This window comes from Bradyrhizobium sp. WYCCWR 12699, from assembly GCF_032144035.1.
GTDB lineage: Bacteria > Pseudomonadota > Alphaproteobacteria > Rhizobiales > Xanthobacteraceae > Bradyrhizobium.
The window spans coordinates 674,311-700,452 of the sequence record NZ_JAVTJN010000030.1; the positions used below are offsets into that span (position 1 = coordinate 674,311).

The 26,142-nt window shown below is 64.1% G+C and carries 27 protein-coding genes and 1 tRNA gene; 10 read left to right on the top strand and 18 right to left on the bottom strand.

Translation table 11 applies throughout. The features are described from left to right. Window positions 1–62 precede the first annotated feature (62 nt). From trpA to aroA, 9 genes are all read right to left on the bottom strand, one after another. Window positions 63–899 (bottom strand): tryptophan synthase subunit alpha, encoded by an 837-nt coding sequence (trpA, locus tag RPS27_RS13885; protein WP_212064873.1) that lies wholly within the window; start codon window positions 897–899, stop codon window positions 63–65. Then, window positions 896–2,110, bottom strand: a complete 1,215-nt coding sequence (trpB, locus tag RPS27_RS13890; RefSeq protein WP_211415276.1) for a tryptophan synthase subunit beta — start codon at window positions 2,108–2,110, stop codon at window positions 896–898. The genes trpA and trpB overlap by 4 nt, the downstream gene beginning before the upstream one ends. After that, window positions 2,107–2,766 (bottom strand): phosphoribosylanthranilate isomerase, encoded by a 660-nt coding sequence (locus tag RPS27_RS13895; protein WP_212064872.1) that lies wholly within the window; start codon window positions 2,764–2,766, stop codon window positions 2,107–2,109. Before RPS27_RS13895 ends, trpB begins: the two co-directional genes overlap by 4 nt. Window positions 2,767–2,833: 67 nt before the next feature. Further along, window positions 2,834–3,226: a lipopolysaccharide assembly protein LapA domain-containing protein gene (locus RPS27_RS13900; RefSeq protein ID WP_212064871.1), complete on the bottom strand. Its 393-nt coding sequence runs from the start codon at window positions 3,224–3,226 to the stop codon at window positions 2,834–2,836. Between the two features lie 69 nt (window positions 3,227–3,295). Next, complete coding sequence (locus tag RPS27_RS13905) at window positions 3,296–3,601, bottom strand: integration host factor subunit beta (protein ID WP_007598410.1); 306 nt, start codon at window positions 3,599–3,601, stop codon at window positions 3,296–3,298. 170 nt (window positions 3,602–3,771) lie between these two features. Further along, window positions 3,772–4,752, bottom strand: a complete 981-nt coding sequence (gene sppA, locus RPS27_RS13910; RefSeq protein WP_212064870.1) for a signal peptide peptidase SppA — start codon at window positions 4,750–4,752, stop codon at window positions 3,772–3,774. A gap of 277 nt (window positions 4,753–5,029) precedes the next feature. Next, window positions 5,030–6,736 (bottom strand): 30S ribosomal protein S1, encoded by a 1,707-nt coding sequence (rpsA, locus tag RPS27_RS13915; RefSeq protein WP_194405180.1) that lies wholly within the window; start codon window positions 6,734–6,736, stop codon window positions 5,030–5,032. A 267-nt stretch (window positions 6,737–7,003) separates the two neighbouring features. After that, window positions 7,004–7,642, bottom strand: coding sequence for a (d)CMP kinase (gene cmk, locus RPS27_RS13920; protein ID WP_211415271.1), 639 nt, complete (start codon window positions 7,640–7,642; stop codon window positions 7,004–7,006). Next, window positions 7,639–8,976 (bottom strand): 3-phosphoshikimate 1-carboxyvinyltransferase, encoded by a 1,338-nt coding sequence (gene aroA, locus RPS27_RS13925; protein ID WP_212064869.1) that lies wholly within the window; start codon window positions 8,974–8,976, stop codon window positions 7,639–7,641. Before aroA ends, cmk begins: the two co-directional genes overlap by 4 nt. A 160-nt stretch (window positions 8,977–9,136) precedes the next feature. On the opposite strand from aroA, the gene RPS27_RS13930 reads away from it, so the two are divergent. Further along, complete coding sequence (locus RPS27_RS13930) at window positions 9,137–9,544, top strand: TIGR02300 family protein (RefSeq protein ID WP_028133602.1); 408 nt, start codon at window positions 9,137–9,139, stop codon at window positions 9,542–9,544. Between the two features lie 95 nt (window positions 9,545–9,639). Next, window positions 9,640–9,715: transfer RNA gene (locus RPS27_RS13935), tRNA-Ala, on the top strand. A 43-nt stretch (window positions 9,716–9,758) separates the two neighbouring features. Here the strand turns inward: RPS27_RS13935 and RPS27_RS13940 are convergent. Further along, entirely contained in the window at window positions 9,759–10,220 is a 462-nt protein-coding gene (locus RPS27_RS13940) for a MarR family winged helix-turn-helix transcriptional regulator (RefSeq protein ID WP_212064868.1), read from the bottom strand. A gap of 155 nt (window positions 10,221–10,375) precedes the next feature. Between RPS27_RS13940 and RPS27_RS13945 the strand changes: the two genes are divergently transcribed. From RPS27_RS13945 to RPS27_RS13980, 8 genes are all read left to right on the top strand, one after another. After that, complete coding sequence (locus RPS27_RS13945; protein WP_061023501.1) at window positions 10,376–10,801, top strand: organic hydroperoxide resistance protein; 426 nt, start codon at window positions 10,376–10,378, stop codon at window positions 10,799–10,801. Window positions 10,802–10,978: 177 nt separating this feature from the next. Then, window positions 10,979–12,184, top strand: a complete 1,206-nt coding sequence (locus tag RPS27_RS13950; protein WP_249131356.1) for a CaiB/BaiF CoA transferase family protein — start codon at window positions 10,979–10,981, stop codon at window positions 12,182–12,184. A gap of 218 nt (window positions 12,185–12,402) precedes the next feature. After that, window positions 12,403–13,719: a sn-glycerol-3-phosphate ABC transporter substrate-binding protein UgpB gene (gene ugpB / locus RPS27_RS13955; protein ID WP_194405184.1), complete on the top strand. Its 1,317-nt coding sequence runs from the start codon at window positions 12,403–12,405 to the stop codon at window positions 13,717–13,719. Window positions 13,720–13,769: 50 nt separating this feature from the next. Beyond that, entirely contained in the window at window positions 13,770–14,651 is an 882-nt protein-coding gene (gene ugpA / locus RPS27_RS13960; RefSeq protein ID WP_194405185.1) for a sn-glycerol-3-phosphate ABC transporter permease UgpA, read from the top strand. After that, complete coding sequence (ugpE, locus tag RPS27_RS13965; RefSeq protein WP_212064867.1) at window positions 14,651–15,499, top strand: sn-glycerol-3-phosphate ABC transporter permease UgpE; 849 nt, start codon at window positions 14,651–14,653, stop codon at window positions 15,497–15,499. The genes ugpA and ugpE overlap by 1 nt, the downstream gene beginning before the upstream one ends. Before the next feature lie 13 nt (window positions 15,500–15,512). Further along, complete coding sequence (locus tag RPS27_RS13970; protein ID WP_194405187.1) at window positions 15,513–16,601, top strand: sn-glycerol-3-phosphate import ATP-binding protein UgpC; 1,089 nt, start codon at window positions 15,513–15,515, stop codon at window positions 16,599–16,601. A 327-nt stretch (window positions 16,602–16,928) separates the two neighbouring features. Further along, on the top strand, window positions 16,929–17,354 hold the full coding sequence (locus RPS27_RS13975; RefSeq protein WP_028133593.1) for an Hsp20 family protein: 426 nt from the start codon (window positions 16,929–16,931) through the stop codon (window positions 17,352–17,354). A 50-nt stretch (window positions 17,355–17,404) separates the two neighbouring features. Further along, a complete protein-coding gene (locus RPS27_RS13980) occupies window positions 17,405–17,677 on the top strand; it encodes a DUF1150 family protein (protein WP_011083553.1) in 273 nt (90 codons plus the stop codon). Window positions 17,678–18,036: 359 nt separating this feature from the next. On the opposite strand, the gene RPS27_RS13985 is transcribed toward RPS27_RS13980, so the two are convergent. The 8 genes from RPS27_RS13985 to RPS27_RS14020 all read right to left on the bottom strand — a co-directional run bounded on the left by RPS27_RS13985 (window position 18,037) and on the right by RPS27_RS14020 (window position 26,001). Further along, window positions 18,037–19,212, bottom strand: a complete 1,176-nt coding sequence (locus RPS27_RS13985) for a tetratricopeptide repeat protein (RefSeq protein WP_313754071.1) — start codon at window positions 19,210–19,212, stop codon at window positions 18,037–18,039. Window positions 19,213–19,275: 63 nt separating this feature from the next. Further along, the gene (ptsN, locus tag RPS27_RS13990) at window positions 19,276–19,737 is read right to left on the bottom strand and encodes a PTS IIA-like nitrogen regulatory protein PtsN (RefSeq protein WP_008141251.1); all 462 of its coding nucleotides are present in this window, start codon (window positions 19,735–19,737) and stop codon (window positions 19,276–19,278) included. 227 nt (window positions 19,738–19,964) lie between these two features. Beyond that, window positions 19,965–20,582 (bottom strand): ribosome hibernation-promoting factor, HPF/YfiA family, encoded by a 618-nt coding sequence (gene hpf / locus RPS27_RS13995; RefSeq protein WP_211415263.1) that lies wholly within the window; start codon window positions 20,580–20,582, stop codon window positions 19,965–19,967. A gap of 198 nt (window positions 20,583–20,780) precedes the next feature. After that, on the bottom strand, window positions 20,781–22,403 hold the full coding sequence (rpoN, locus tag RPS27_RS14000) for an RNA polymerase factor sigma-54 (protein WP_212064865.1): 1,623 nt from the start codon (window positions 22,401–22,403) through the stop codon (window positions 20,781–20,783). Between the two features lie 91 nt (window positions 22,404–22,494). Further along, a complete protein-coding gene (gene lptB, locus RPS27_RS14005) occupies window positions 22,495–23,511 on the bottom strand; it encodes an LPS export ABC transporter ATP-binding protein (RefSeq protein ID WP_212064864.1) in 1,017 nt (338 codons plus the stop codon). Window positions 23,512–23,747: 236 nt separating this feature from the next. Next, complete coding sequence (locus RPS27_RS14010; RefSeq protein ID WP_376717333.1) at window positions 23,748–24,479, bottom strand: LptA/OstA family protein; 732 nt, start codon at window positions 24,477–24,479, stop codon at window positions 23,748–23,750. Beyond that, complete coding sequence (gene lptC / locus RPS27_RS14015) at window positions 24,476–25,204, bottom strand: LPS export ABC transporter periplasmic protein LptC (protein WP_212064862.1); 729 nt, start codon at window positions 25,202–25,204, stop codon at window positions 24,476–24,478. The genes RPS27_RS14010 and lptC overlap by 4 nt, the downstream gene beginning before the upstream one ends. Window positions 25,205–25,386: 182 nt before the next feature. Continuing rightward, entirely contained in the window at window positions 25,387–26,001 is a 615-nt protein-coding gene (locus RPS27_RS14020; RefSeq protein ID WP_194405193.1) for a ribonuclease D, read from the bottom strand. Window positions 26,002–26,142 lie beyond the last annotated feature (141 nt).

The following is a 26,142-nucleotide window of genomic DNA, read 5'->3' on the forward strand; positions in this document are numbered from 1 at the left end:
GGGGTTCGCCTGAAGGGATATATGGCCGCCGGACCTAGCCCCGGCAAGCCGTCGTCTCGGGCCTATTCGGCCGCCTGTTGCGCGCCCTTGACGCCCTGGGCCAGGGCTGCGGTCAACTCGGCGACGGCGTTAACGGTCTTGGCCGTCGCGCGCCCTTCCGCATCGAGGCTGTTCTTGAGCGCATCCACCAGCGCGGTGCCGACCACCGAGCCATCGGCCTTTTCGGCAATGGCGCGTGCCGCCTCCGGCGTGCGGATGCCGAAACCGACGCATATCGGCAGCTTGGTATGCCGCTTGATGCGCGCGACAGCGTCACCGACGACATTGGCGTCCGCCGCCGCTGCACCGGTGATGCCGGCGATCGAGACGTAATAGACAAAGCCAGACGTGTTCGCGAGCACCGCGGGCAGACGCTTGTCGTCGGTGGTCGGAGTCGCCAGGCGAATGAAGTTCAGGCCGGCCTTCAGCGCGGGAATGCAGAGCTCGTCGTCTTCCTCCGGCGGCAGATCGACGATGATGAGGCCGTCGACACCGACCGTCTTGGCATCGGCCAGGAACTTGTCGACGCCGTAAATGTAGATCGGATTGTAATAACCCATCAGCACCAGCGGCGTGACATTGTCGTCCCTGCGGAAGTCGCGCACCAATTCCAGCGTCTTCTTCAAGGTCATGCCAACCTTGAGCGCGCGCAGACCTGCAGCCTGAATCGAGGGACCATCCGCCATCGGATCGGTGAAGGGAATGCCGAGTTCGATGACGTCGGCGCCTGATTTCGAGAGCGCCTTGACGATCTCGAGCGACGTCGTCGGATCAGGGTCGCCGGCCATCACATAGGTAACGAAGGCCGCGCGGCCCTGCTTCTTCAGCTCGGCAAAACGGGTGTCGATACGCGTGGTCACTTCTTGCCCCTCAGGATGTCGCCGACCTGCGGGACGTCCTTGTCGCCGCGGCCGGAGAGATTGACGACCATCAGGTGGTCTTTCGGCCGCTTCGGTGCCAGCTCCATCACCTTGGCGATGGCGTGCGCGGGCTCAAGCGCGGGAATGATGCCCTCGAGCTTCGACAGCAGCTGGAACGCGGCGAGCGCCTCGTCATCGGTCGCCGAGAGATAGTTGACGCGGCCGACCTCGTGCAGCCAGGAATGCTCGGGCCCGATGCCGGGATAGTCGAGGCCGGCCGAGATCGAATGGGCGTCCTGGATCTGCCCGTCGGCGTCCATCAGGAGATAAGTGCGGTTGCCGTGGAGCACGCCGGGACGGCCGCCCGCGATCGAGGCCGCGTGCAGTTGCGTCAGGCCGTGGCCTGCGGCCTCGACGCCAAAGATTTCCACGGAGGGATCGTCGAGGAACGGATGGAACAGGCCCATCGCGTTGGAGCCGCCGCCGATGCAGGCAACCAGCGAATCCGGCAGGCGGCCCTCGATCTCCTGCATCTGCGCCTTGGTCTCGTTGCCGATGATCGACTGGAAGTCGCGCACCAGCATCGGATAGGGATGCGGGCCCGCCACCGTGCCGATGCAGTAGAAAGTATTGTGCACGTTGGTGACCCAATCGCGCAGCGCCTCGTTCATGGCGTCCTTCAGCGTGCGCGTGCCCGACTGCACCGGGACCACCGTCGCGCCCAGCATCTCCATGCGAATGACGTTGGGCTGCTGCCGCTCGACGTCGACCGCGCCCATATAGACCACGCATTCCAGGCCGAAGCGCGCACACAGCGTCGCGGTGGCGACACCGTGCTGGCCCGCGCCGGTCTCGGCAATGATGCGCTTCTTGCCCATGCGCCGCGCCAGCATGATCTGGCCGAGCACGTTGTTCACCTTGTGCGAGCCAGTGTGGTTCAGCTCTTCGCGCTTCAGGTAGATCTTTGCGCCGCCGAGATGCTCGGTCAGGCGTTCGGCGAAATACAGCGGCGAGGGCCGGCCGACATAGTTCTTGAGATAGCCGTTCATCTCGGCCTGGAACGCCGGATCGGCCTTGGCCGCTGTGTAGGCCTTCTCCAGGTCGAGGATCAGCGGCATCAGGGTTTCGGCGACGAAGCGTCCGCCGAAAATGCCGAAATGGCCGCGATCGTCGGGGCCGCTGCGGTAGGAATTGGGTTTGGCGACGTTCATCGAACACTCAACTCTTGGCTGGCGCGCGCGGCGCGAATGAAGGCTTTGATCATCTCCGGGTCCTTCACGCCGGGAGCGCTCTCGACACCGGAGGAAACATCGACGCCACCAGCGCGAGTGACGCGCAGGGCTTCGGCGACGTTCCCCGCATGCAGACCGCCCGAAACCATATACGGCAGCTTGAGCTCAAGGTTTCCGAGCAGGCGCCAGTCGAAGGGCATACCGAGGCCGCCGGGCCGCGTCGCGTCTTTCGGCGCTCGCGCGTCGAACAGGATGCGGTCGGCAACCGCCGCGTAGCCAGGCAGCACGGCAAGATCCGCAGCCACCTCGACCGGCACCACTTTCATCACCGGGCGGGCGAACCGCTGCTTGATGTCGCGCAGCCGCGCGACGCTTTCCTTGCCGTGGAGCTGGAAGATGTCCGGCGACAGCGCGTCCATGATGTTGTCGAACGTGGCATCGTCGGCATCGACGGTGAGCGCCACCTTGAGCGCGCGCCCCCTCACCTGGCGGCCGAGGTCCCGGCCGAGCTCCAGGGACAGGTGGCGCGGCGACGGCGGAAAGAACACGAACCCCACCATATCCGCACCCGCCTCGAGCGCCGTTTGAAGCGTCTCGGGCGTGGACAGGCCGCAGATCTTGACGAGCAGGGACATGGTCTCAATGCGAATGGAGGCCGCGGGTCCGCGGCCGGAAAACGGGGGCTTTCGGTTGCGGCCGCTTCTACAACGTCGCGCGCTGCTTGTCTCGCCCGATGGGCCCGTAAAGCCCGACCCCGGAGGGAACGGGAAGGCGCTGGGGCTGTGGCCTTGCTGCAGCCGCCTGGGCCCGCAGATCGGCCAGTTCGCCCTTGGCGGCCCGGGCATCCGCCTCATGCCGGCGCGCGGAGCGCCGCCAGTGCCGCTGGCCGAACCAGACGGCGCAGCCGCCGACGAAGACGCCGATAGCCGCCACCAGGATCAGCAGCAGGAACAGCGGCAAGGTGACCGACAAGGACGGGTCGTTCGCAATGAAGGGATCGAACGAGACCGTGACGAAATGCCGGTTGGCGACGGCGAAGGTCACCAGGATCAGGCCCAGCGGAATCACGATCAGCGCGGTCAGGAACTTTCGCATCTCGCTTTGCTCGCCTTGAATCAAGCTTGCGGCCGCATGCACGACCGCAAGACAAATCCCCATGCCAGCTCAGTCTGGGGCGCCCGGATCCGGATGATCGCGGTTCAGCCGCTCGCGCATTTCCTTGCCGGTCTTGAAGAACGGAACGCTCTTCTGATCGACGGGCACATGCGCGCCAGTCCGCGGATTGCGCCCTGCGCGTGCAGGGCGGTGCTTGACCGAGAAGGCACCGAAGCCGCGCAGCTCGACGCGGTCACCGCGTGCGAGGGCCGCTACGATCTCTTCGAGAATCGCATTCACAATGTTCTCGACATCCCGCTGGTACAGATGCGGGTTGTGCTCGGCGATACGCTGAACAAGTTCGGATTTGATCATCGAGAGATAGGACCCGGAAGCGTGCGGATGACCATTTCCGTGAAAATACCTTGATCTGTCAAGACGCTAAATGAAGGCTGAGCGTCGTGAAAATGCGTGACAAATGCCGAAAAAGCGGGCTGTCCCGATGCCCGCCAGACGGGAAAACCTTGGGAAGCTCGCCCGGCCCCTCAGTTTGAGGTGGCCGGTTGCCACAGAGCCAGCATTCCATCCATTCCAAACCGATCGACCGCCTGCGCGACGCCGGTTTGCCCGATTTGATGCGCAATCGAGCCTAAACCAAGCGCTTCCAGCGTGACGGCGGCCGCCGTCTTGAGGAACGGCAGATCGCCAAATCGCGGCTCGAGCTTGTAGTTGCGTACCGGCAGACCCTTCTTGACGCTCTTGTTCTCGACGAGCCAGGTCACCGCCGTCTTCTCGTCGCCGATCTGGTCGATCAGCTTGAGATCGATCGCCTGGCGTCCGGTGAAGACGCGGCCGTCGGCCACTTTCTCGAGCTGCGTGTCATCCATGCCACGCCGTTCCTTCACCAGTCCCCTGAACCAGGCGTAGGAATCCTTCACCAGCGCGTCGAGGGCGGCGCGCGCCTCGGGACTGGTCGGCTCGAAACCATTGGGTGCGGCCTTCAGAGGCGACGACTTCACCTCCTCGACCTTGACGCCGATCGTCTTCAAGAGCTCGGAGACGTTGGGATATTGGAACAGCACGCCGATCGAGCCGACCAGCGAGCTCTGCTGGGCGATGATGTGATCGCTCGCGATCGCCGTGATGTAGCCGCCGGAGGCCGCCAGGCCCTCGACCACAACCACCAGCGGCTTCTTCGCCTTCAGCCGGACCAGCGAATCGTAGAGCTGCTCGGAGCCGGCGGTGGTGCCGCCCGGCGAATTGATGTGAACGATGACGGCGGCGGCCTGCGAATTCTCGAGCCGCTCCAGCGCCTGCGTGCGATCGGAATCGCTGCGGATCAATCCCTCGATCTGGACCCGCGCGATCGAGCCGGCGGATGCGAAGGACCCCCGTGCGCCCGGTGTCGCAATCAACGCGACGCTTGCGATCGCCGCGATCGCGATCAGCGCGGCCATGACGCGCCAGAACGTCAGCTTGCGACGGATCCGCCGACGGTCGACGATGATGTCCGAATCGAGCGACATCGGAATATCTCCAAAATGAAAGACTGGACGCGTTGTGCCGTCACGAGATGACCGACGGCTTATCTCGATACATCAATTGCGGCGCAATTTGAAGAAAACAAGGCTGTGAGTGGTAGCTGCGTAGCCCGGATGGAGCGCAAGCGTAATCCGGGGCCGTCACCGCGCCGAAAGACCTTCCCGGATTACGCTTCGCTCCATCCGGGCTACGGGCAACAAGGCCAACAAAAAAGCCCCGGCTTGCGCCGGGGCTTCGATGTCAGCGAAAGCTGCGTTTCGCTTACTTGCTGTCGCGGTTCTTGAGCGCGGTGCCCAGGATGTCGCCGAGCGTCGCACCCGAATCGGAGGAGCCGTACTGCGCGATGGCTTCCTTCTCTTCGGCGACTTCGAGCGCCTTGATCGACACCTGGACCTTGCGGGCCTTCTTGTCGAACTGGATCACGCGGGCATCGACCTTCTCGCCGACGGCGAAGCGTTCGGCGCGCTGATCGTTGCGGTCACGGGCAAGCTCGGAGCGCTTGATGAAGGTCGAGAAGTCGGTCCCGGTGATCTTCACCTCGATACCGCTTTCCTTCACTTCGAGCACTTCGCAGGTCACGACCGCGCCCTTCTTGACATCGCCCGGCTCGGCGAAGGGGTCGCCTTCGAGCTGCTTGATGCCGAGCGAGATGCGCTCCTTCTCGACGTCCACATCGAGCACCACGGCCTTCACCATGTCGCCCTTCTTGTAGTTGTCGATCACCTGCTCGCCCGGAAGCTTCCAGTCGAGGTCGGAGAGATGGACCATGCCGTCGACGTCGCCCTCGAGGCCCAGGAACAGACCGAACTCGGTCTTGTTCTTGACTTCGCCCTCGACCACCGAACCGGTCGGGTGACCTTCGACGAAGACCTCCCACGGATTGCGCATGGTCTGCTTGAGGCCGAGCGAGATGCGGCGCTTGACGGAATCGACTTCCAGCACCTGCACTTCGACTTCCTGCGAGGTCGAAACGATCTTGCCGGGGTGCATGTTCTTCTTGGTCCACGACATCTCGGAGACGTGGATCAGGCCTTCGATGCCCGGCTCGAGCTCGACGAACGCACCGTAGTCGGTGATGTTGGTGACGCGGCCGGTGAAGCGAGCCTGCAGCGGGTACTTCGCCTCGATGCCCTGCCACGGATCGTCGAGCAGCTGCTTCATGCCCAGCGAGATGCGGTGCGTCTCGTGGTTGATCTTGATGATCTTGACCTTCACGGTCTGGCCGATCGAGAGCACCTCGGTCGGGTGGTTGACGCGACGCCACGCGATGTCGGTGACGTGCAGCAGGCCGTCGATGCCGCCGAGGTCAACGAACGCACCGTAATCGGTGATGTTCTTGACCACGCCGTCGATGACCTGACCCTCTTCGAGGTTCTGCACCAGTTCCTGGCGCTGCTCGGCGCGGGTCTCTTCGAGAACCGTGCGGCGGGACACCACGATGTTGCCGCGGCGGCGGTCCATCTTGAGGATCTGGAACGGCTGCGAGTTGTTCATCAGCGGCGCGACGTCGCGGATCGGACGGATGTCGACCTGCGAGCGCGGCAGGAAGGCCACGGCACCGTCGAGGTCGACGGTGAAGCCGCCCTTGACCTGGTTGAAGATGACGCCGTTGACCTTCTCGTTGTTCTGGAACGCCTTCTCGAGCTTGCCCCAGCTCTCTTCGCGGCGCGCCTTGTCGCGCGACAGCACGGCTTCGCCGAGGGCGTTCTCGATGCGGTCGAGGAACACTTCAACCTCGTCGCCGACCTTCAGTTCACTGTCACGGCCGGGGCCGGAAAATTCGCGCAGGGCGACGCGGCCCTCGGTCTTCAGGCCGACGTCGATGACGGCCATGTCCTTTTCAATTGCAACCACCTTGCCCTTGACGACGGAGCTTTCCTGCAGGTTGCCGCCTGCGAAGGACTCGTCGAGCATCGCGGCGAAATCGTCGCGCGACGGGCTATAGGTATCAGCAGAAGTCGAAGCCATTTGTTCTCCAGTTGCGGATGTCGTGCCGGCCGTTGGGTTCATGGGCGCATCGCACGCGCAGTGTCGGAAGGTCCGCAGAACCTTCGAGCGACCGCTCGCAGCCCCGGCTTGACACCGGAACGGCGGAAGCGGGCCGGCTGAGGCCCGCGCGTTCGATACGTGGAAATCTTGTGTCCGGAGCCTGGATCGCGCCGGTCCCGAAACAGGGACCTGACGTATCGACCTCAAAGAGCGGGAGCGGGCACTTCCTCCAATGACGGCGGCGGCTTAACCCCGCGACCGGCCCGCTCGGACGGCCTCGATAATGTCGATGGCGGCCCGGACGCCGCCCTCTATATCCAGTTGGGAGTTATCTAGCAAGTAAGCATCCGGGGCGGGCTTTAAAGGCGCAATCGGCCGGTTCTTGTCGCGTTCGTCGCGCTGGATGATATCGGCGAGCACGGCGGCCTCGTCGGCCTCCTCGCCCCTCGCTTTGGCTTCCATGGTCCGGCGGCGGGCGCGGACCTTGGGGTCGGCAACGACGAAGATCTTCACGTCGGCATCGGGGCAGATCACGGTTCCAATGTCCCGGCCATCAAGCACGGCGCCGGGCGGATCGGCGGCGAATTGCCGCTGGAAATTGACCAGGACCTCGCGAACCCTGGGGATCGCCGAGACGATCGAGGCGCCCTCGCCGGCCTTCTGGGTCTTCAGGGCAGGATTGCCGAACTTTTCGGGATCGAGCTCCAGGGCGGCCTGCACCGCGGCCGCCTCGTCCCGGAGATCATGACCTGATTGCATCAGGGCATAGGCCACCGCGCGGTAGATCACGCCGGTATCGAGATGACGATAGCCGTAATGGTGGGCAAGACGCTTGCCGAGCGTCCCCTTGCCCGAGGCCGCGGGCCCGTCGATGGCGATGATCATGAAAACTCGGCCCCTAAGGAACGCATCATCGGAATGAAGTCCGGGAAACTCGTGGCGATGAAGGCTGTGTCGTCGACGGTCACGGGCTGATCGGAGGCGCAGCCCATCACCAGCGCCGACATCGCGATGCGATGGTCCATGTGGGTGGCGACGGTGCCGCCGCCGGGAACGTGGCCGCGCCCCTCGACGATGAGATCGTCGCCGGAAATGGTGACCGTCACGCCGTTGACGCGCAGCATGGCGGCGGTGGCCTCCAGCCGGTCGGATTCCTTGACGCGCAGCTCCTGGAGGCCGCGCATGATCGTCGTGCCTTCGGCGAAGGATGCCGCCACGGCCAGCACCAGATATTCGTCGATCATCGATGGCGCGCGTTCGGGCGGCACCTCGACCCCGCGCAGTTTCGAGGCGCGCACGCGCAATTGCGCCATCGGCTCGCCGGCGTCACGACGGACCTCGCTTTCCTCGATCGAGGCGCCCATTTCGCGCAGCGTCGTGAAAAGGCCGGTGCGCAGCGGGTTGGTCATGACATCGGACAGGACGACATCCGAGCCCTCGACGATCAGCGCTGCGACGACCGGAAAGGCCGCCGAGGACGGATCGGCGGGCACCACGACGGTGGCGCCATGCAGCTCGGGCTGGCCCTTGAGCGTGATGCGGCGGCCGTGCTGGCCTTCCTGCGCCGAGGTGATGTCGGCGCCAAAATGCTTGAGCATCAGCTCGGTGTGGTCGCGGCTGGCCTCGCTCTCGATCACGGTCGTGGTGCCCGGTGCGGCAAGGCCCGCCAGCAGCACCGCCGACTTGATCTGGGCCGAGGCGACTGGGGTCGTGTAGGTGATCGGCAGCGGATCGCGCGCGCCCTGAAGGGTCAGGGGCAGGCGGCCGCCCTCGCCACCGGAGATGACCTTCGCGCCCATCTTTTCCAGGGGATCGAGGATCCGGCGCATGGGCCGGCTGCGCAGCGAGGCATCGCCGTCGAACACCGCCGAGATCGGGCAGCCGGCGACGGCGCCCATCACCAGCCGGCAACCGGTGCCGGAGTTGCCGAAATCAAGGGGGGCGTTGGGCGCGGCGAAGCCCGCGACGCCCACGCCGTTGACCTTCCAGGCAAAATCCCCGGTGCGCTCGACCCTGGCGCCCAGCGCCTGCATGGATTTGGCGGTGTTGAGGACGTCCTCACCCTCGAGCAGGCCCGATATCCTGGTCTCGCCGACCGCGAGCGCGCCCAGGATCAGCGCGCGGTGGGAGATCGACTTGTCGCCGGGCACCCGTACTTTCCCGGTCAGGGGACCGCTGGCGCGAGACTGAAGCGGCCTCGGTTGGTCGGAATGAGTCAAGATTGTGTCCTTGGATGAGCCCTGAGGGGACTGCGGCGCAGGTACCACATGGTCCGCGCCTCGTCACGGGCATGTCGTTCTCCTGTAATGCGCTATTGACAGCGGGCCGCCAACTAGCCAAGTGAAACACCGCTTTTCAGACATTCCCAGGATTCCTGCCGTGGCCAAGTCCGAACTCGGAACCAAACGTATTTGCCCGACCACGGGCAAGAAGTTCTATGACCTCAACAAGAATCCGGTGATCTCGCCCTATACCGGCGAAGTCGTGCCGATCGCCCCCGTGGCGCCGGCGCGTATGCCCCGTGGCGCCGAAGCCCGGCACGCGGCGACAGCGGATGCTGCGCCCGAGCCGGCTGAGGTCGAAGAGGTCTCGCTCGAGGAGGCCGACGCCGAGGAGAACACCGGCAAGGTCAAGGCCGTGGTGCCCGAATCCGAGGACGATATCGAGGTCGACGAGACCCTCGACGACGACGATGACGATGATTCGACCTTCATTGCCGACGAAGAAGAGGGCGATGAGGACGTTACCGACATCATTGGTGATGTCGGAGGTGATGAAGAGACTTGAGATCAGTCCTGATCTGTGAAAAAGGGTGCACCGCGCGAGTCGCCAGGACTCGCCGGTTGGGGTGATCCACCAGATTTCACCCCGTTAAGGACTAAGGGGCCATAGCTCAGCTGGGAGAGCGCTTGCATGGCATGCAAGAGGTCGGCGGTTCGATCCCGCCTGGCTCCACCAGCCTTCGCTCGCTTCGAAGGGCAAAGCCGGCTCTGGCGAAACGCTACTCCCCGATCACCGCATTCAGCCGATCCCTGAGCGCCACGATCTCGTCCTTCATCGCCACCAGCTCCGACACCGAGCAATCCGACGCCGCCAGGATCGATTGCGGCACGGCACGCGCCTTCTCCTTCAGGGCATGGCCTTGCGCCGTCAGCGCGATCAGGACCTGGCGCTCGTCCTCGCTGGAGCGGGTGCGCTTCACGAGATGCGCCGCTTCCAGCCGTTTCAGCAGCGGGGTCAGGGTGCCCGAATCCAGGAACAGCCGCTCGCCGATGTCCTTGACCGGCACGTCGTCGTGCTCCCACAGCACCAGCATCACCAGATATTGCGGATAGGTCAGGCCGAGCCGATCCAGCAGCGGCTTGTAGACGCGGTTGAAGGCATGCGCGGCCGAATAGACCGCGAAGCAGATCTGGTTGTCGAGCCGCAGCGGCGCGTCCGCTGCCGATGATTTTCGGGGCATGGGAATCTCTTTGGGACTTGTCTCATTCTGGCGCCGCGCGCCGGCACATTCAATTGCGAACAATTAAATGTGAGACGGCAAAATTTCAATTGCGCACAATCTAATCGTCTGCGATATAGATCGCACCCCCACCCCAAGACCCCAGGGAGACGACAATGTCCGTGAACGTCCTCTACAAGACCAGCGCCAAGGCCACCGGCGGCCGCGACGGCCATGCTGCGACCCTCGACGGCGCCCTCGACGTCAAGCTCACCACGCCGAAGGAGCTCGGCGGCGGCGGCGGCGCCGGCAACAATCCCGAGCAGCTGTTTGCGGCCGGCTATGCCGCCTGCTTCATCGGCGCGATGAAGTTCGTGGCCTCGCAGGGCGGCCCGAAGGTTCCCGCCGACGCCTCCGTCACCTCGACCGTCGGTATCGGCCCGCGCTCCGAGGGCGGCTTCGGCCTCGATATCGACCTCGCGGTCTCGCTGCCGGGCCTCGCCCGCGCGGAGGCCGAAGCGCTGGTCGAAAAGGCCCACCAGGTGTGCCCCTATTCCAACGCCACGCGCGGCAATGTCGACGTTCGCCTGACGGTCGTCTGATCGGAACGGCGGATTGGCCGGCCCGAGATCCCCCTCGGGCCGGCCACTTGCGTTGATTTGCCACGCCGCGGGACTGACGCGCGGCGGCGCATACGGCCCTACGCGAGGGCCCATTGCTGGCGCAAACAAACCTCGCTAGGCCTGTGACCAAAGGTCGACACAGGGGAAGCGAAGGCAATGAGTTCTGAAGCCGCCACAGGTGCCATGAGCGGACTGCGCGTCATCGATCTCACGCGCGTGCTCGGCGGTCCCTATTGCACCCAGATCCTCGCCGACCATGGCGCCGACGTGATCAAGGTCGAGCCGCCCGCCGGCGACGAGGTGCGCGAATGGGGCCCTCCTTTCCACGAGGAGGACGCGGCTTATTTCGTCGGCATCAACCGCAACAAGCGCTCGATCGGCCTCGACCTCGCCTCCGAGGGCGGCCGCATCGTGCTGCTCAAGATGCTGGAGACGGCCGACGTCCTGATCGAGAATTTCAAGCCGGGCACGCTGGAGAAATGGGGCATCGGCAACGACGTCCTCAGTAGGAAATTCCCGCGTCTCGTGCATTGCCGGATCTGCGGCTTCGGCGCCGACGGTCCGCGCGGCGGCAATCCCGGCTATGACGCCATCATCCAGGCCATGACCGGCATGATCGCCGCGACCGGCTCGCCCGAGAGCGGGCCGATGCGGATCGGCGTGCCCTTGGTCGACATCACCACCGGCCTTTATGCGGCGATCGGCATCCTGATGGCGCTGTCGGAGCGGCAGCGTTCGGGCCAGGGCCAATTCCTCGAGACCACGCTGTACGAGACCGGCCTTGCCATAATGCATCCGCACACCGCGAATTATTTCATGCATGGCAAGCCGCCCTCGCTCACCGGCAACGAGCACCCGAACCTCGTGCCTTACGCGATCTTCCCGACGAAAACCGACAACATCTTCATCGGCGTCGGCAATGACGGCACCTTCCGCAAGCTCGCCAAGGAGATCGGCAAGCCCGAGCTGGGCACCGATCCGCGCTTTGCCCGCAACAAGGACCGCATCGCCAACCGCGAGGCGCTGCGCGCCGAGCTTGCTGCCGTGTTCCGCCAGCACGAGGCCGAGCCGCTGTGCAATCGCCTGCTCGCCGCGGGCCTGCCCGCGGGGCCCGTGCAGAAGATCGACCAGGCTCTGACCAATCCGCACACGATCGCGCGCGGCGATATCATCGAGAAGGACTGGTACAAGGGCGTCGCCTCCCCGATCCGGCTCGACCGCAGCAAGCCGAGCCTGCGCCGGCTGCCGCCGAAATTCAGCCAGCACGCAGCCGAGGTGCTGGGCGAGTTCGGCTACTCCAGGGCGGAGATCGACGCGATGGTCGAAAAGGGCACGGTCTGCGGCCCCGAGCGCAAGCGGTAGAGGCCACCTCCGTCCAACGAATGATGCCGCACTGCGGCGCGGGCACGATAGTGCACCGCGAACGGAGGAGGCTGGCTGTGGCGTCTTCGCCTATTTGACGACTTCCCATTTAGCAGCGCTTGCTGCTTTCGTTTCTCCCGCTTACACAGTCATGTGAACGTCATATGGCACTGCTAGCGCAAGCGCTTCTTTAGTGACGGGCAAGGGAGGTTTTCTTGATGGCTCTTCGACATTTTGGCACGGCTGCTGCTGTTGCACTCACGGTTGGTCTCGGCGCCTCGCCGGCATTGGCCGTGACCGAGATCCAGTGGTGGCACGCGATGACCGGCGCCAACAACGACGTCATCGTCAAGCTCGCCAACGACTTCAACGCGTCGCAGAGCGATTACAAGGTGATCCCGACCTACAAGGGCAACTACGCCGATACGATGAATGCCGGCATCGCGGCGTTCCGCGCCGGCAACGCGCCGCACATCATGCAGGTGTTCGAGGTCGGCACCGCCACCATGATGGCCGCGACCGGCGCCGTGAAGCCCGTCTACAAGCTGATGGCCGAGGCCGGCGAAAAGTTCGATCCCAAGATCTACCTGCCCGCCATCACCGGCTACTACTCCACCTCGAAGGGCGAGATGCTCTCGTTCCCCTTCAACTCGTCGTCGACCGTCATGTGGGTCAATCTCGACGAGCTGAAGAAGGCCAATGTCGCGATCCCAAAGACCTGGCCCGAAACGTTTGAGGCCGCCAAGAAGCTCCATGACAACGGTCATGCGACCTGCGGGTTCTCCAATTCCTGGGTCACCTGGGTCAATCTCGAGCAGCTCTCCGCCTGGCACAACGTGCCGCTGTCGAGCAAGGCCAACGGCCTCGACGGCTTCGACACCAAGCTCGAGTTCAATGGTCCGCTCCAGGTCAAGCATCTCGAGAAGCTGGTCGAGCTGCAGAAGGACAAGACCTACGATTATGCCGGCCGCACCAACACCGGCGAGGGCCGCTTCACCTCGGGCGAATGTCCGCTCTATCTGACCTCGTCGGCATTCTTCGGCAACGTCAAGGCGCAGGCCAAGTTCGCCTTCACCGCGGTGCCGATGCCCTATTACCCCGACGCGAAGGGCGCGCCGCAGAACTCCATCATCGGCGGCGCTTCGCTCTGGGTCATGGGCGGCAAGCCGGCCGAGGAGTACAAGGGCGTTGCAAAATTCCTGACCTTCCTCTCGGACACCGATCGCCAGGTCTATATCCACAAGGCCTCGGGCTACCTGCCGATCACCAAGGCGGCTTACGAGAAGGCCAAGGCGGAAGGGTTCTACAAGGACCAGCCCTATCTCGAGACCCCGCTGCTCGAGCTGACCAACAAGGAGCCGACCGAGAACTCCCGCGGCCTCCGCCTCGGCAACATGGTTCAGCTGCGTGACGTCTGGGCGGAAGAGATCGAGCAGGCGCTCGCCGGCAAGAAGACCGCCAAGCAGGCGCTGGACGCGGCCGTCGAGCGCGGCAACACCATGCTGCGTCAGTTCGAAAAGACCGCCGTCAAGTAAGGTCACGGATGGCAGGCCGGGCAACCCGGCCTGCCACTCCTGCGGGCATCATGCAAAAGCAAGCCATTTTCCAATCAAAGCTGTTGCCGTATGCGCTCGTTGCGCCGCAGCTCGCGATCGTCCTGATTTTCTTCTACTGGCCGGCCCTGCAGGCCGTGATCCAGTCCTTCCTGCAGCAGGACGCCTTCGGTCTGTCGACCACCTTCGTCTGGTTCGAAAATTACGTCGAGCTGTTCGGGGATTCCGCCTATTTCGAATCGATCCTCCGCACCTTCTTCTTCTCGTTCGCCATCGCGGTCTCGTCGCTGTCGTTCGCGCTGTTGCTCGCGGTCATGGCCGACAAGCCGCTGCGCGGCTCGATGCTGTACCGCACGCTGCTGATCTGGCCCTATGCGGTGGCACCGCCGGTCGTCGGCGTGCTCTGGATCTTCATGCTGCATCCCTCGCTCGGCGTGATCGCGCGTTATCTGCGCGCCCTGGGCATCGACTGGAATCCGCTGCTCGACGGCGACCAGGCCGCAACGCTGATCATCCTCGCCGCCGCCTGGAAGCAGATCTCCTACAATTTCCTGTTCTTCCTCGCCGGCCTGCAGAGCATCCCGCGCAGCGTGCTCGAAGCCGCCGCGATCGACGGTGCCCGCCCGATGCGAAGGTTCTGGACCGTGACCTTCCCGCTGCTGTCGCCGACCATCTTCTTCCTCCTGGTCGTCAACATCGTCTACGCCTTCTTCGACACCTTCGGCATCATCGACACCATGACCCGCGGCGGCCCCGGCAAGTCGACGGAAACGCTGGTCTACAAGGTCTATTCCGACGGCCTGCTCGGCGGCAATCTCGGCAGCTCCGCGGCGCAATCGGTGGTCCTGATGATCATGGTCATCGTGCTCACCGGCATCCAGTTCCGCTTCGTCGAACGCAAGGTGACGTACTGATGGTCGAGGAAGAGGGCTTTCGGCGCTATGTCGCCCACGTCATCCTCTGGATCGGGATCGCGATCGTCGCGTTCCCGGTCTACATCGCGATCATCGCCTCGACGCAGGAGAACGCGCTGATCGCGAACGGGCAGATGTCGCTGCTGCCCGGCGGTCATTTCTTCGATACTTACTACCAGACCATCTTCGTCGGCACGAGCGGCTCGACCCGCGAGCCGGTCGGCCACATGATGCTGAACTCGCTGGTAATGGCGCTGATGATCGCAATCGGCAAGATCGCGATCTCGATCATCTCGGCCTATGCGATCGTTTATTTCCGCTTTCCGCTCCGCATGCCGATCTTCTGGCTGATCTTCATCACCCTGATGCTGCCGGTCGAGGTGCGCATCTATCCGACCTACAAGATCGTCGCCGACTTGCACATGCTCGACAGCTATGCGGGCCTCGCGCTGCCGCTGATCGCCTCGGCCACGGCGACGCTGCTGTTCCGCCAGTTCTTCATGACCGTGCCGGACGAACTCCTGGAGGCCTCGCGCATCGACGGCGCCGGCCCCCTGCGCTTCTTCTGGGATACGCTGCTGCCGCTGTCGCGCACCAACATGGCGGCGCTGTTCGTGATCCTGTTCATCCTCGGCTGGAATCAATATCTCTGGCCGCTGCTCATCACCACCCGCGACGACATGCAGACCATCCAGGTCGGCATCCGCAAGATGATCACCACCACCGACGCGCTGACCGAATGGCCGATCGTGATGGCGACCGCCGTGCTGGCCATGCTGCCGCCGGTGTTCGTCGTCGTCGTAATGCAAAAATTGTTCGTGCGCGGGCTGGTCGAGACGGAAAAGTAAGAAGCGAGTTTTCATGGCTAACGTCACCCTGCGCAACGTCCGCAAGACCTATCCCGGCGGCTTCGAGGCCATCAAGGGCGTCAACGTCGATGTCGGCGACGGACAGTTCTGCGTGCTGGTCGGACCGAGCGGCTGCGGCAAGTCGACCTTGCTGCGCATGGTCGCGGGGCTGGAGACCGTCACCGGCGGTGAGATCGACATCGGCGGCAAGGTCGTCAACCAGGTCGAGCCCGCCGATCGCGACATCGCGATGGTGTTCCAGAACTACGCGCTCTATCCGCATATGAGCGTCTACAACAACATGGCCTACGGCCTGCGCAACCGCGGCATGGCGGAGGCCGAGATCAAGACCCGCGTCGAGGAAGCCGCGCGCGTGCTCGAGCTGTCGCCGATGCTGGAGCGCAAGCCGCGCCAGCTCTCCGGCGGCCAGCGTCAGCGCGTCGCCATGGGCCGCGCCATCGTGCGCCAGCCGAAGGTATTCCTGTTCGACGAGCCGCTGTCGAATCTCGACGCAAAACTGCGCATCGCGATGCGGGTGGAGATCCGCAAATTGCAGCGCCGGCTCAACACGACGTCGATCTACGTCACCCACGACCAGCTGGAGGCGATGACGCTCGCCGACATTCTCGTCGTGATGAATGGCGGCCAGGTCGAGCAGGTCGGCAATCCCCTGGCGATCTACGAGAAGCCGGCGACCACCTTCGTCGCCTCCTTCATCGGCGCGCCGCCGATGAATCTGATGTCGACGCGGCCCGAGGAAATCCGCGCGCAGCTCGCCGGCAGCAGTGCTGCCGATGCCGGCATTCTCGGCATCCGTCCGGAAGACTTCGTCATCACCGACCAGACCCCAGCCGGCGGCGTCGCCTTGCCGCTGACCGTGGAAGCGATCGAGCGCGTCGGCGCGGAAACTTTCGTCTATGGCTCCCGCGAGCAGGAAGAGCAGCACCTCGCCGCCACGCCCGGGGAGCTGCCGCCCGGCGAGATCATCGTCCGCATTCCCGGAACCGATGCCCCCGCCATCGGCGCGAAAATCCGAGTCGCTGCGGTACGCAGCAAGCTGCATTTGTTCAGCGGCGACGGCCGTACGCGGCTCGAGGCCTGAGGGTTCCGAGGCCCTCCCAAACCAAAATTGCGAAAACAACCCCATGCACAGTAGAGGGGGCTTTGTTTTCGTTGGGAAAAATCCGCGACGGAAAGCCATCACGCCCGGGCTTGTCGGCTCAGCCCGTACGACATCACTGAGAGGCGTTCGGAGACATGGCTGACACATGGGTGACAGCAGAATGGACGGGCGGCCGACATGCCCCCAATCCACAGCATCCCGGCTACCTGCTTGAACCAACACGGGAACGTGCCCATATTGCGTCTCAAGGGGCGCCTCTATGGGCCCCGACACACCAAAGTCGCTTCCGCGAGGACTTTGTAAACTATGTCTCGTGTTCCCACGTTATCCAGTCCGTTCCTTCTGGGCTTCGACGAGATTGAGCGCGTGCTCGATCGCGTCGTCAAAGGCGCCGACGGCTACCCTCCCTACAATATCGAGAGGTGCGACCGATCGGACGGCCAGCCCGAGCGCTTGCGCATCACGCTGGCGGTCGCCGGATTTACGCGCGACCAACTCGATGTAACCATTGAGGAAAACCAGCTCGTGATCCGCGGACGGCAGCAGGACGACAAGTCCCGGCAATACATCCATCGCGGCATCGCCGCGCGCCACTTCCAGCGCACCTTCGTGCTGGCGGAGGGGATGCTGGTGCTGGGTGCGGATCTGAAGAACGGGCTGTTGTCGATCGATCTGGCCCGGCCTGAACCGGAGAGGATCGTTAAGACAATCGCTATCAATGAGCACGAATAATGGAACGAGTAGCGGACTCGACCGCTTAGTGTTCCAGAGGAGTCGAGACCATGAGTGAAGGTCACGTTGCGTTCGAATACGAAGCCAAGAACGTCTCGCCCGAGACGCTGGCAACCCTCGGCGAAGGCCATATCGCCTATGTGAAGCAGATCCGCTCGGAAGACGTGCCGGGCCTGTTTCCCGAAGCGCCGAAAATCGCGCCGGGCCTCAAGCTCTTCGCGCTCCACGCCGCCGACGGCACGCCGATCATGCTGACCGACAGCCGCGAAGCCGCGGTCGCCAACGCCTGGAGCAACGAGCTGCAAGCGGTGAGCGTGCACTGAGCGCGCGAACGTCGCACGAAGATTAGGATTTTGAGCGGGCATGCCTTTTTGCGAAGGCGTGCCCGTTTTTATTTTGAGTCATGAAGTTTTCCGTTCGTCATTGCAAAGAACACTTGCGACGAAGCAATCCAGAATCCCTCCGCGGAAAGACTCTGGATTGCTTCTGCGCTCGCAATGACGGCGTATAAGGCTATCGCACGCTCAGCTCTCGTGCCCCGGACGCAGCGCAGCGTCCCTTCGACGGTGCGCTGCAGAGCCGGGGCCCATGCGGTTGACTGCAATCCGTGAGGCGCTGGGTCCCGGCTCTGCGCAGCAACGCTTAAGCGTTGCTGCTTGTCCGGGACACGCGCCACTCTCATTCACTTCAGAAGACCAAGCCCTTCGCGCGCGGTGTCGACCGCCCATTTGTCGTTCGGCGGCAGCGCGAGCACGTTGTTGAAATCGGCGCGCGCGTGCTTTGGATCCGACATCATCATGTAGAGGAGGCCGCGATTGGCCAGGGCGGCCTGGTTCTTCGGATCGAGCCGGACTGCGTCGTTGTAGTCGGCGAGCGCACGCGTGTGCTCTCCCATGTCGCGAAGCAAGGCGGCACGGTTATTGTAGGCCGCCGAATTTGCCGGCTCCAATCGAACCGCTTCGTCGCAATCGGCGAGGGCGCGCTTGTCGTCACCCTTCCTGTGCCAGGCGAGGGCACGAGCGAGATAGGCTCTCGCGAAAGCCGGGGTCATCCGCGTGACCTCGTCAAACTCCCGGATGGCCCCGTCGGCATCGTCCTTTTTCAGGAGGATGACCGCCCGGCAATAATGGCCGCCGGCTTTGCCCGGCTCGAGGCGAACGGCGCTGTTGCAATCGTCGAGCGCCGCGTCGATTTCGCCCTTCCCGACATGGATCGTGCTGCGCAGCTCGTAGGGCCAAGCGGCGGCGGGATTACGCCGCATCGCCTCGTTGTAATCGGCGACGGCGTGGTCGGTGTCGCCCTTCGCGGCGTAGGCTTCACCTCTCATGACGGTGGCAAAATAGGCCTGCTTGGGATTGCGTTCGATCGCCTCGGTGAAGCCGACGATCGCACCCTCGAAGTCGCGCTTGTTGAAATATTCCTGGGCACGCGAGGTGTAGGATGGCCCATAGCCGGGATCGAGACGAATGGCTTCGTTGTAGTCGGCCATGGCGTGATCACGATCGCCTTTGGCGGAATAAGCGCGGCCGCGGCAATTATAGGCCCGCCCGAAATTCGGATCGATCCGGATCGCGGCGCTGCAATCCTCGAAGGCGTGATTCCAATCGTGCTTGAGGTAGTAGGCTTCGCCACGCAGTTCGTAGGCGACCGCGTTGGACGGGTCGGCCGCGATGATCTCGGACTTCTCCGCGATGACGCGGTCGTTGGAGGCCTCGTCAGCATGCGCTGCGGCCGTGGTGATCACGGACACGGAGCAAAGCAGACCAAAAACCCGGCCGATCGAACCGCACATCATCTCTAAAAATTCCCGCGCCAAATCGGCGCCGGGACGCACAACGATCAGAGCTGACGGAGACATGTCATGGCGCCCGGCCTCGACATTAGGTCGCAGCCGGCGCGGCTCGGGTTCGAACCGGAAGACTTACGCCGCGGTCGCCGGCGGCAGGGCCAGCACCGAGTAGATCGCCTGGGCATCGCGCGAGGCGCGGAGTTTTTTGGCGATGTCCTGGTCGCGCAGGAGGCGGGCGATGCGGGCGAGGGCCTTGAGATGATCGGCGCCGGCGCCTTCGGGGGCGAGCAGCAGGAAGACGAGATCGACCGGCTGGCCGTCCATGGCCTCGAAATCGATCGGGCGGTCGAGCCGCGCGAACAGGCCAAAGATCTTTTCGAGCTTAGGCAGCTTGCCGTGCGGAATGGCGACGCCATAGCCGACAGCGGTGGTGCCAAGCTTCTCACGCTGCAGCAGAACCTCGAAGACCGAGCGCTCGTTCTGCCCGGTCAGCTCGGCGGCCTTGGCCGCGAGCTCCTGCAAGGCCTGCTTCTTGCTGTTGACCTTCAATGCCGGGAGAATCGCCTCGGGTGCGACCAGATCGGTAATCGGCATGGAGGCTTTCCGAGGTGAATTAAACCGTCAGGTTCCGAATTGGCCAGCTTGATAGACCAAGCCGAGCCAGCGTCAATAACGTGAAGCAGGAAGGGGACTTAGCCCAAAGTCCTGCCAAGTCCAGATGTGGGGGGCTTCTACTCCAACGCAATCCCGGTGCCAACTCCCGCGTGCGGCTTTGCCACGGTCATTGTTAAGGGCCGGGATCGTACGGAGCCCCGCCCCGCCTAACCGCCCGCCTTGCCATCGACCTTGCCGTCCACCTTGGCCCCCGGCGGATCGATCCAGCCGACATTGCCGTCCGCCCGGCGGTAAATGATGTTCACCCGGCCCGAAGAGCCATGCTGGAAGACCAGGCAAGGGGCACCGCTGAGGTCGAGTTCCATGACCGCCTCGCTGACCGAGAGCTGCTTCAACGATGTGGTCTGCTCCGCGATGATCACGGGACTGTAGCCGGTGACGTCCTCCTCGCCCTCGCCGGGCGCCTCCAGCACGTAGGCTGTCGCGTCGAGCGCAGCCATGGCCTCGGAGGCGACATGGGCCTTGCGGGCGGAGCGGTCCTTGAGCCGGTTCTTGTAGCGGCGCAGCCGCTTCTCGATCATCAGCAGCGCCTGGTCGGCGCTGGCATAGGCATCCGGCGCGTTCGAATCGGCCTCGAGCGTGATCCCCGAATCGAGGTGCAGGGCGCAATCGGTGCGGAAGCCGAAGCCGTCCTTGCTGAGCGTGATGTGGCCGGAATAATTGCCGTCGAAATATTTGCGCAGCACCTCGTCGGTGCGGTCGGCGACGCGGCCGCGCAGGGCCTCGCCGACGCTGATGCTCTTGCCCGAAATCCGAAGAGTCATGGGATGCCTCGCTTGATTTGCTCATCAGCCGCGACGACGCGTCATCGCGGCTGAAGTCGTTCCCTGCGCATGATCTCCCCACGAACCCGTTCCGCGTTGGTCGCGAGAGGAGACCGCTGTGCACTTTTTCGAATCATGCGCGTGCTTGGATCGGTTGCAAAGGGGAGCCGAGAGTAGCGCGATTTCGCGCCAGTGCAATCAGGCCGGTTCGGGATTGCGCGAGCGATCGGACAAGGCGGTGGAGAGGACGTTACCAAGGGCGCTCTGCTTGTCGCGGCGGCGTTGCACCGAGGAAGGAATGCGCATGGCTTCGCGGTACTTCGCGACCGTGCGGCGGGCAATATCAATGCCCGAAGCGCGCAAGCGTTCCACGATGGTGTCGTCCGACAGGATCGCGCTCGGCTCCTCCGAATCGATCAGCTGCTTGATGTGATGGCGCACCGCTTCGGCGGAATGCGCCTCGCCGCCGTCGGCCGAGGCGATCGAGGCCGTGAAGAAATATTTCAGCTCGAACGTGCCGCGGTTGGTCGCCATGTATTTGTTGGCGGTGACGCGGGACACCGTGGATTCATGCATCTGGATGGCGTCGGCGACGGCCTTCAGATTCAGCGGCCGCAGATGCGCCACGCCATGGGTGAAGAAGCCGTCCTGCTGGCGCACGATCTCGGTTGCTACTTTCAGGATGGTGCGGGCGCGCTGGTCGAGCGCGCGCACCAGCCAGGTCGCGTTCTGCAGCGCGTCGGTGAAATAGGACTTGTCGCCGTCCTTGCCGATCTTCTTCGACAGCTGCGAATAGTAGGTCTGGTTGACCAGCACGCGCGGCAAGGTGTCGCTGTTGAGCTCGACATGCCAGCCGCCGTCGGGACCCGGGCGGACATAGACGTCGGGCACCATGGTCTGCAGGCGCGCCGAACCGAACTTCATGCCGGGCTTGGGATTGAGGCGGCGGATCTCGCCGATCATGTCGGCGATGTCCTCGTCGTCGACGCCGCAGAGCTTGCGCAAGGCGGCGATGTCGCGTTTGGCGAGGAGATCGAGATGCTCGACCAGGGCCTGCATCGCGGGGTCGTAGCGGTCGAGCTCGCGGAGCTGGATCGCCAGGCATTCGCTCAAATTGCGCGCACAGACTCCGGGCGGATCGAACTTTTGCAGCACGGCAAGGACGCCCTCGACGTCGGCTTGCGATGCGCCGAGGCGCTCCGCGGCCTGGCCGAGATCGGGCGGCAGATAGCCGGCCTCGTCGACGAGGTCGATCAGGTACTGGCCGATCATGCGCTGCGCGGGCGCGGTGAAAGCCACCGAGAGCTGCTCGGCGAGGTGGTCGCCGAGTGTCATCTCGGCCGCGACGAAAGCTTCGAGATTGTAGTCTTCGTCACCGGAGGCGCCGCCACCCCATTCGGTATAGGTGGTCGGCGCGGCGTCCTGGGCGTTGCGTGCCGCGGCCTCGGCCGGCTCCTCTGAGAAGACGTTGTCCAGGCCCGTGTCCAGGGTCTGCTCGATCTCGGCGCGGGTGCCGAGATCCTTGCTCATCCATTCTTCCTGGCCCGGCTCGAACGCCTCGCCCGGACCGCCGCCGGGCTCGTCGGCGTTGCCGCCGCCGAAATCGTCGTTGTCGCTGAACTGGCCCGCATCCGTGGGGGTCTCACCCGCGGGGGCCTCGTCATTGGCCCGTTCCAGCAGGGGGTTCCGCTCGAGTTCCTCTTCCACGAAGGTCGTGAGATCGAGATTGGACAATTGCAGCAGCTTGATCGCCTGCATCAGCTGCGGCGTCATGACCAGCGACTGCGATTGCCGGAACTCTAATCTCTGCGTGAGCGCCATGAAGCTAGAACCGATCCCAAAAAGTTGGTCCGATTTTTGCTTATCCTAGTCCGGGCCCGATGTACACGTCTTGACGAAACGCAAAAACGGGCTAGAGGCGGAATTCCTCGCCAAGGTAAAGGCGGCGCACGTCCGGATCGGCCACGATCTCATCCGGGCTCCCCTCGGTCAGGATTTCCCCGGCATAGACGATATAGGCGCGATCGGTGAGGCCGAGCGTCTCGCGCACATTGTGGTCTGTGATGAGCACGCCGATGCCGCGATTGGTGAGATGGCGGACGAGGTCCTGGATGTCGCCGACCGCGATCGGGTCGATGCCGGCGAACGGCTCGTCGAGCAGCATATAGTTCGGCCGCGTCGCCAGCGCGCGCGCGATCTCGACGCGGCGGCGCTCGCCGCCGGACAGCGCGATCGACGGCGATTTGCGCAGCCGCGTGATGTTGAATTCGTCGAGCAGCGAGTCGAGCTGCTGCTCGCGCTTCTTGCGCGAGGGCTCGACCACTTCGAGCACGGCGCGGATGTTCTGCTCGACGGTGAGGCCGCGGAAGATCGAGGCTTCCTGCGGCAGATAGCCGATGCCGAGCCGCGCGCGCTGATACATCGGCAGTTTCGTGACGTCGTGGCCGTCCAGCTCGATCGCGCCGCGATCGGCCTTGATCAGGCCCGTGATCATGTAGAACACGGTGGTCTTGCCGGCGCCGTTCGGACCAAGCAGGCCGACGGCTTCGCCGCGGCGCACATAGATGCTGACGCCGCGCACCACCTGGCGGCTGCCGAAGGCCTTTTCCACGCTATGCACAGCCAGGAAACCCGGCCGCTTCAGGAGCTGAGGCGCGCCGGCGCCATTGGACCTGCCGGCAGCCCTGACCGGGTGAACCGCCTGCGGGCGGGGCTCGGCTTGATAATCGGCTTCGTAGCCGTCCTGATAGTCAGCCTGGAACTGATCGGGCGCACGCGCCGGGTCGCGGGCGAGCGGCGGCGCATCGCGGATCGGGCTGGCCACGAGCCCGCCGACACTGTCACCGAGCGCGGTGATGTCCTGGCGCGCAAATCCTGGCCGGCCGCGCTTGGCGGGGCGCCGACGGAACATGCTGAAGAGATCGACCATCCCCGCCTTCTAAGCCTTTCGCGACGATCCTGCGCGACGATCCCGCGCGAATTCGCGCGATCTGCCGCATCGGGCTTTCGATTCGCCGATGCAGCATGAGTGAAGGGATGTCTCATGCCCAGTGAAACACGCCCGAAAAGCGGCGGACCCCGCTTCGAAAGCCCTGGGCGCTAGATACAGTCTCGCCGGCCAAGCTTCAACCTCGGTTCGGCCGCATCCGAACCAAGCCATTGAATTTATTTCGGTTTACTTGCACCAGGCAATTGCAGAGGCGCTGCTCCGCCGCCCTTGCCCGAACCGCAATCATTGCCGGCGCCCTGGGGCAGCAAGACCTGAACCCTCCCGCTATCCGATTCCACCCGCGACACGCCGGTCGTCATGTCGACCTTCAGCCGATCGCCACGCATCACGTTCTTGCACTGCGTCATGACCACCTGCCCAGCGCCGCCGCCGAACATGGTGATGAGATTGGTCTTGGTGTCGAATATGGCGGTCTCGCCAGTCACCACCTGGTCTTTCTGGGTGACGACGACATTGCCGTGCGCCTCCAGCCGCTTGATCGAGGAACTGCCGCCCGGGCCTGGCTGCGCCGACTGCATCGGCGCCGTCGACTTCGCGCCCTTCGCGGGCTGCGGCGGCGTGGCCGGCTTGTCGCCGCCGCCCGATTCGTAAAACACCACCAGCGTCTTCGAGGTCATGGTGGTGTCGCCCTGGATGACCTTCACATTTCCGGCGAAGGTCGCCTCCTTCTTCTTGTCGCGCATCTCGAGCGAAGCGGCCTCGATCTGAATCGGCTGATCGCGGTTCTGCGAGAAGCCCTGCATCGCGTTGGGCACGCCCTGCATGGTGTTCTGCGCGATGGCCGCACCTGTGGCGACCAGAACGATGCCGACCGCAAGTGCAGCCGCGCTGATGATGGCGCGCCGCTGGTCGTCGCTGCGCGAAAAGATCTTGGTCATGAAAATCATCTTGAGTTGGCAGACTTGTTCTGAGGCGGACGTGTCTTTGCCGGCGGCGCGGGCTCGACCGGCGCAGGCTGTGCGGCGGCGGGGTCATCCAGCTTGTCCAGATGCATGACCACATTGCCTTCGAAACGGATGACGTCGCCGCCTTCCGTAATTCGCAGGCGATCCGCGGTCAGCGTGCCGTTGGTCAGCTTGACGTCGACACGCTCGTCCGAGGAGACCGTGCCCTTGTTCATGTCGACGAAGGCGGAGTTCAGCCGCGCCTCATAGCCGGTGGAGGTGCGCAGGAAGATGTCCTTGTGCAGATCGAGCTGCTGCTGCTTGTTGTCGAAGCGGCCGGTGCGGGCATCGAGGAACAGGGTGGATTGATCCTCCATCAGCACTTTCGCACGGAGGTCGTTGAGATCGACATGATCAGGATCGGTGATGTCCTGCGTCGCGGTCTTGGCCCAGAGCTCATAGGGCCGCTGATCCGGAGTGAAGCCGGACAGATGCGGCGATTCCATCGTGATCTTGGTGCCCGACACCACCATGTTCTCGACGGTGAGCGGCAGCTCTGGAATCCGGAATTTGTTGAAGAACGCGATGTAGATAATCACGGCCATGGCCACGACCACCGTCGCGGGGACCCAAACCCTGAGAATCCGCACCAGGCGGCTGTGGCGCGCCGCGCTGGCAAACTTCGCCGCAAGCGCGGCGTCGTAGGTGGGATTATGGGCCGATTTCACCTGAGCTCCTGGGGTGTCGCTCGCCAAGCCGGATCGAGGGTCGTCCCATTGTACCCCTCACCGCCCCAATATGCAGCCTTGGACGTCGCTGGCTGGCGTTGCAGGCTTGGCGTGGCCTGGACAGACCGCGCGAAAGTGTCCGAAACGGGGCGCGGTCCAGAGTCTAACCGGGGACCGGGGGCTCAGGAATGCGCGAAAATGTCCTCCTCCGCCCAGCCCTGGAGGTCGAGCAGGGCACGGGTCGGCAGGAAGTCGAAACAGGCCTTGGCGAGCGCCGTGCGGCCTTCCCGGACCAGCATGGCATCGAGCCGTTCGCGCAAGCCATGCAGATGCAGCACGTCCGAGGCGGCGTAGGCGAGCTGCGGCTCGGTCAGGCTGTCGGAACCCCAATCGCTGGACTGCTGCTGCTTGGAGAGGTCGACATTGAGCACCTCGCGCACGAGGTCTTTCAGGCCGTGGCGGTCGGTGTAGGTACGGGTCAGGCGCGAGGCAATCTTGGTGCAATAAATCGGCCCGGTCATGACGCCAAAGGTCTGGTACAGCACCGCGACGTCGAACCGCGCGAAGTGGAAGATCTTCGTGATGGCGGGATTGGCCAGCAGGGCCTTCAGGTTCGGCGCGTCGGTGTGCCCCTTCGGGATCTGCACCACGTCGGCGCTGCCGTCGCCGGGCGAGAGCTGCACCACGCATAGCCGGTCGCGGTGCGGGTTCAGCCCCATGGTCTCGGTGTCGATCGCCACCGCTGTGGTGTAGCGCGTGAGGTCGGGCAGGTCACCGCGATGCAGGCGTACGGTCATGGCGTTTCAAAACCTCGGGTCGAATCGGTTGCGTCGGGCACAATAGCTATTCGGATTGCCCGCGATGTAGCCATTGCCGGCGAGCCGCGCAAGCACGCGGTTCGGTCAGATCGCCGGCAGCATGATGCAGATCATCGCCGC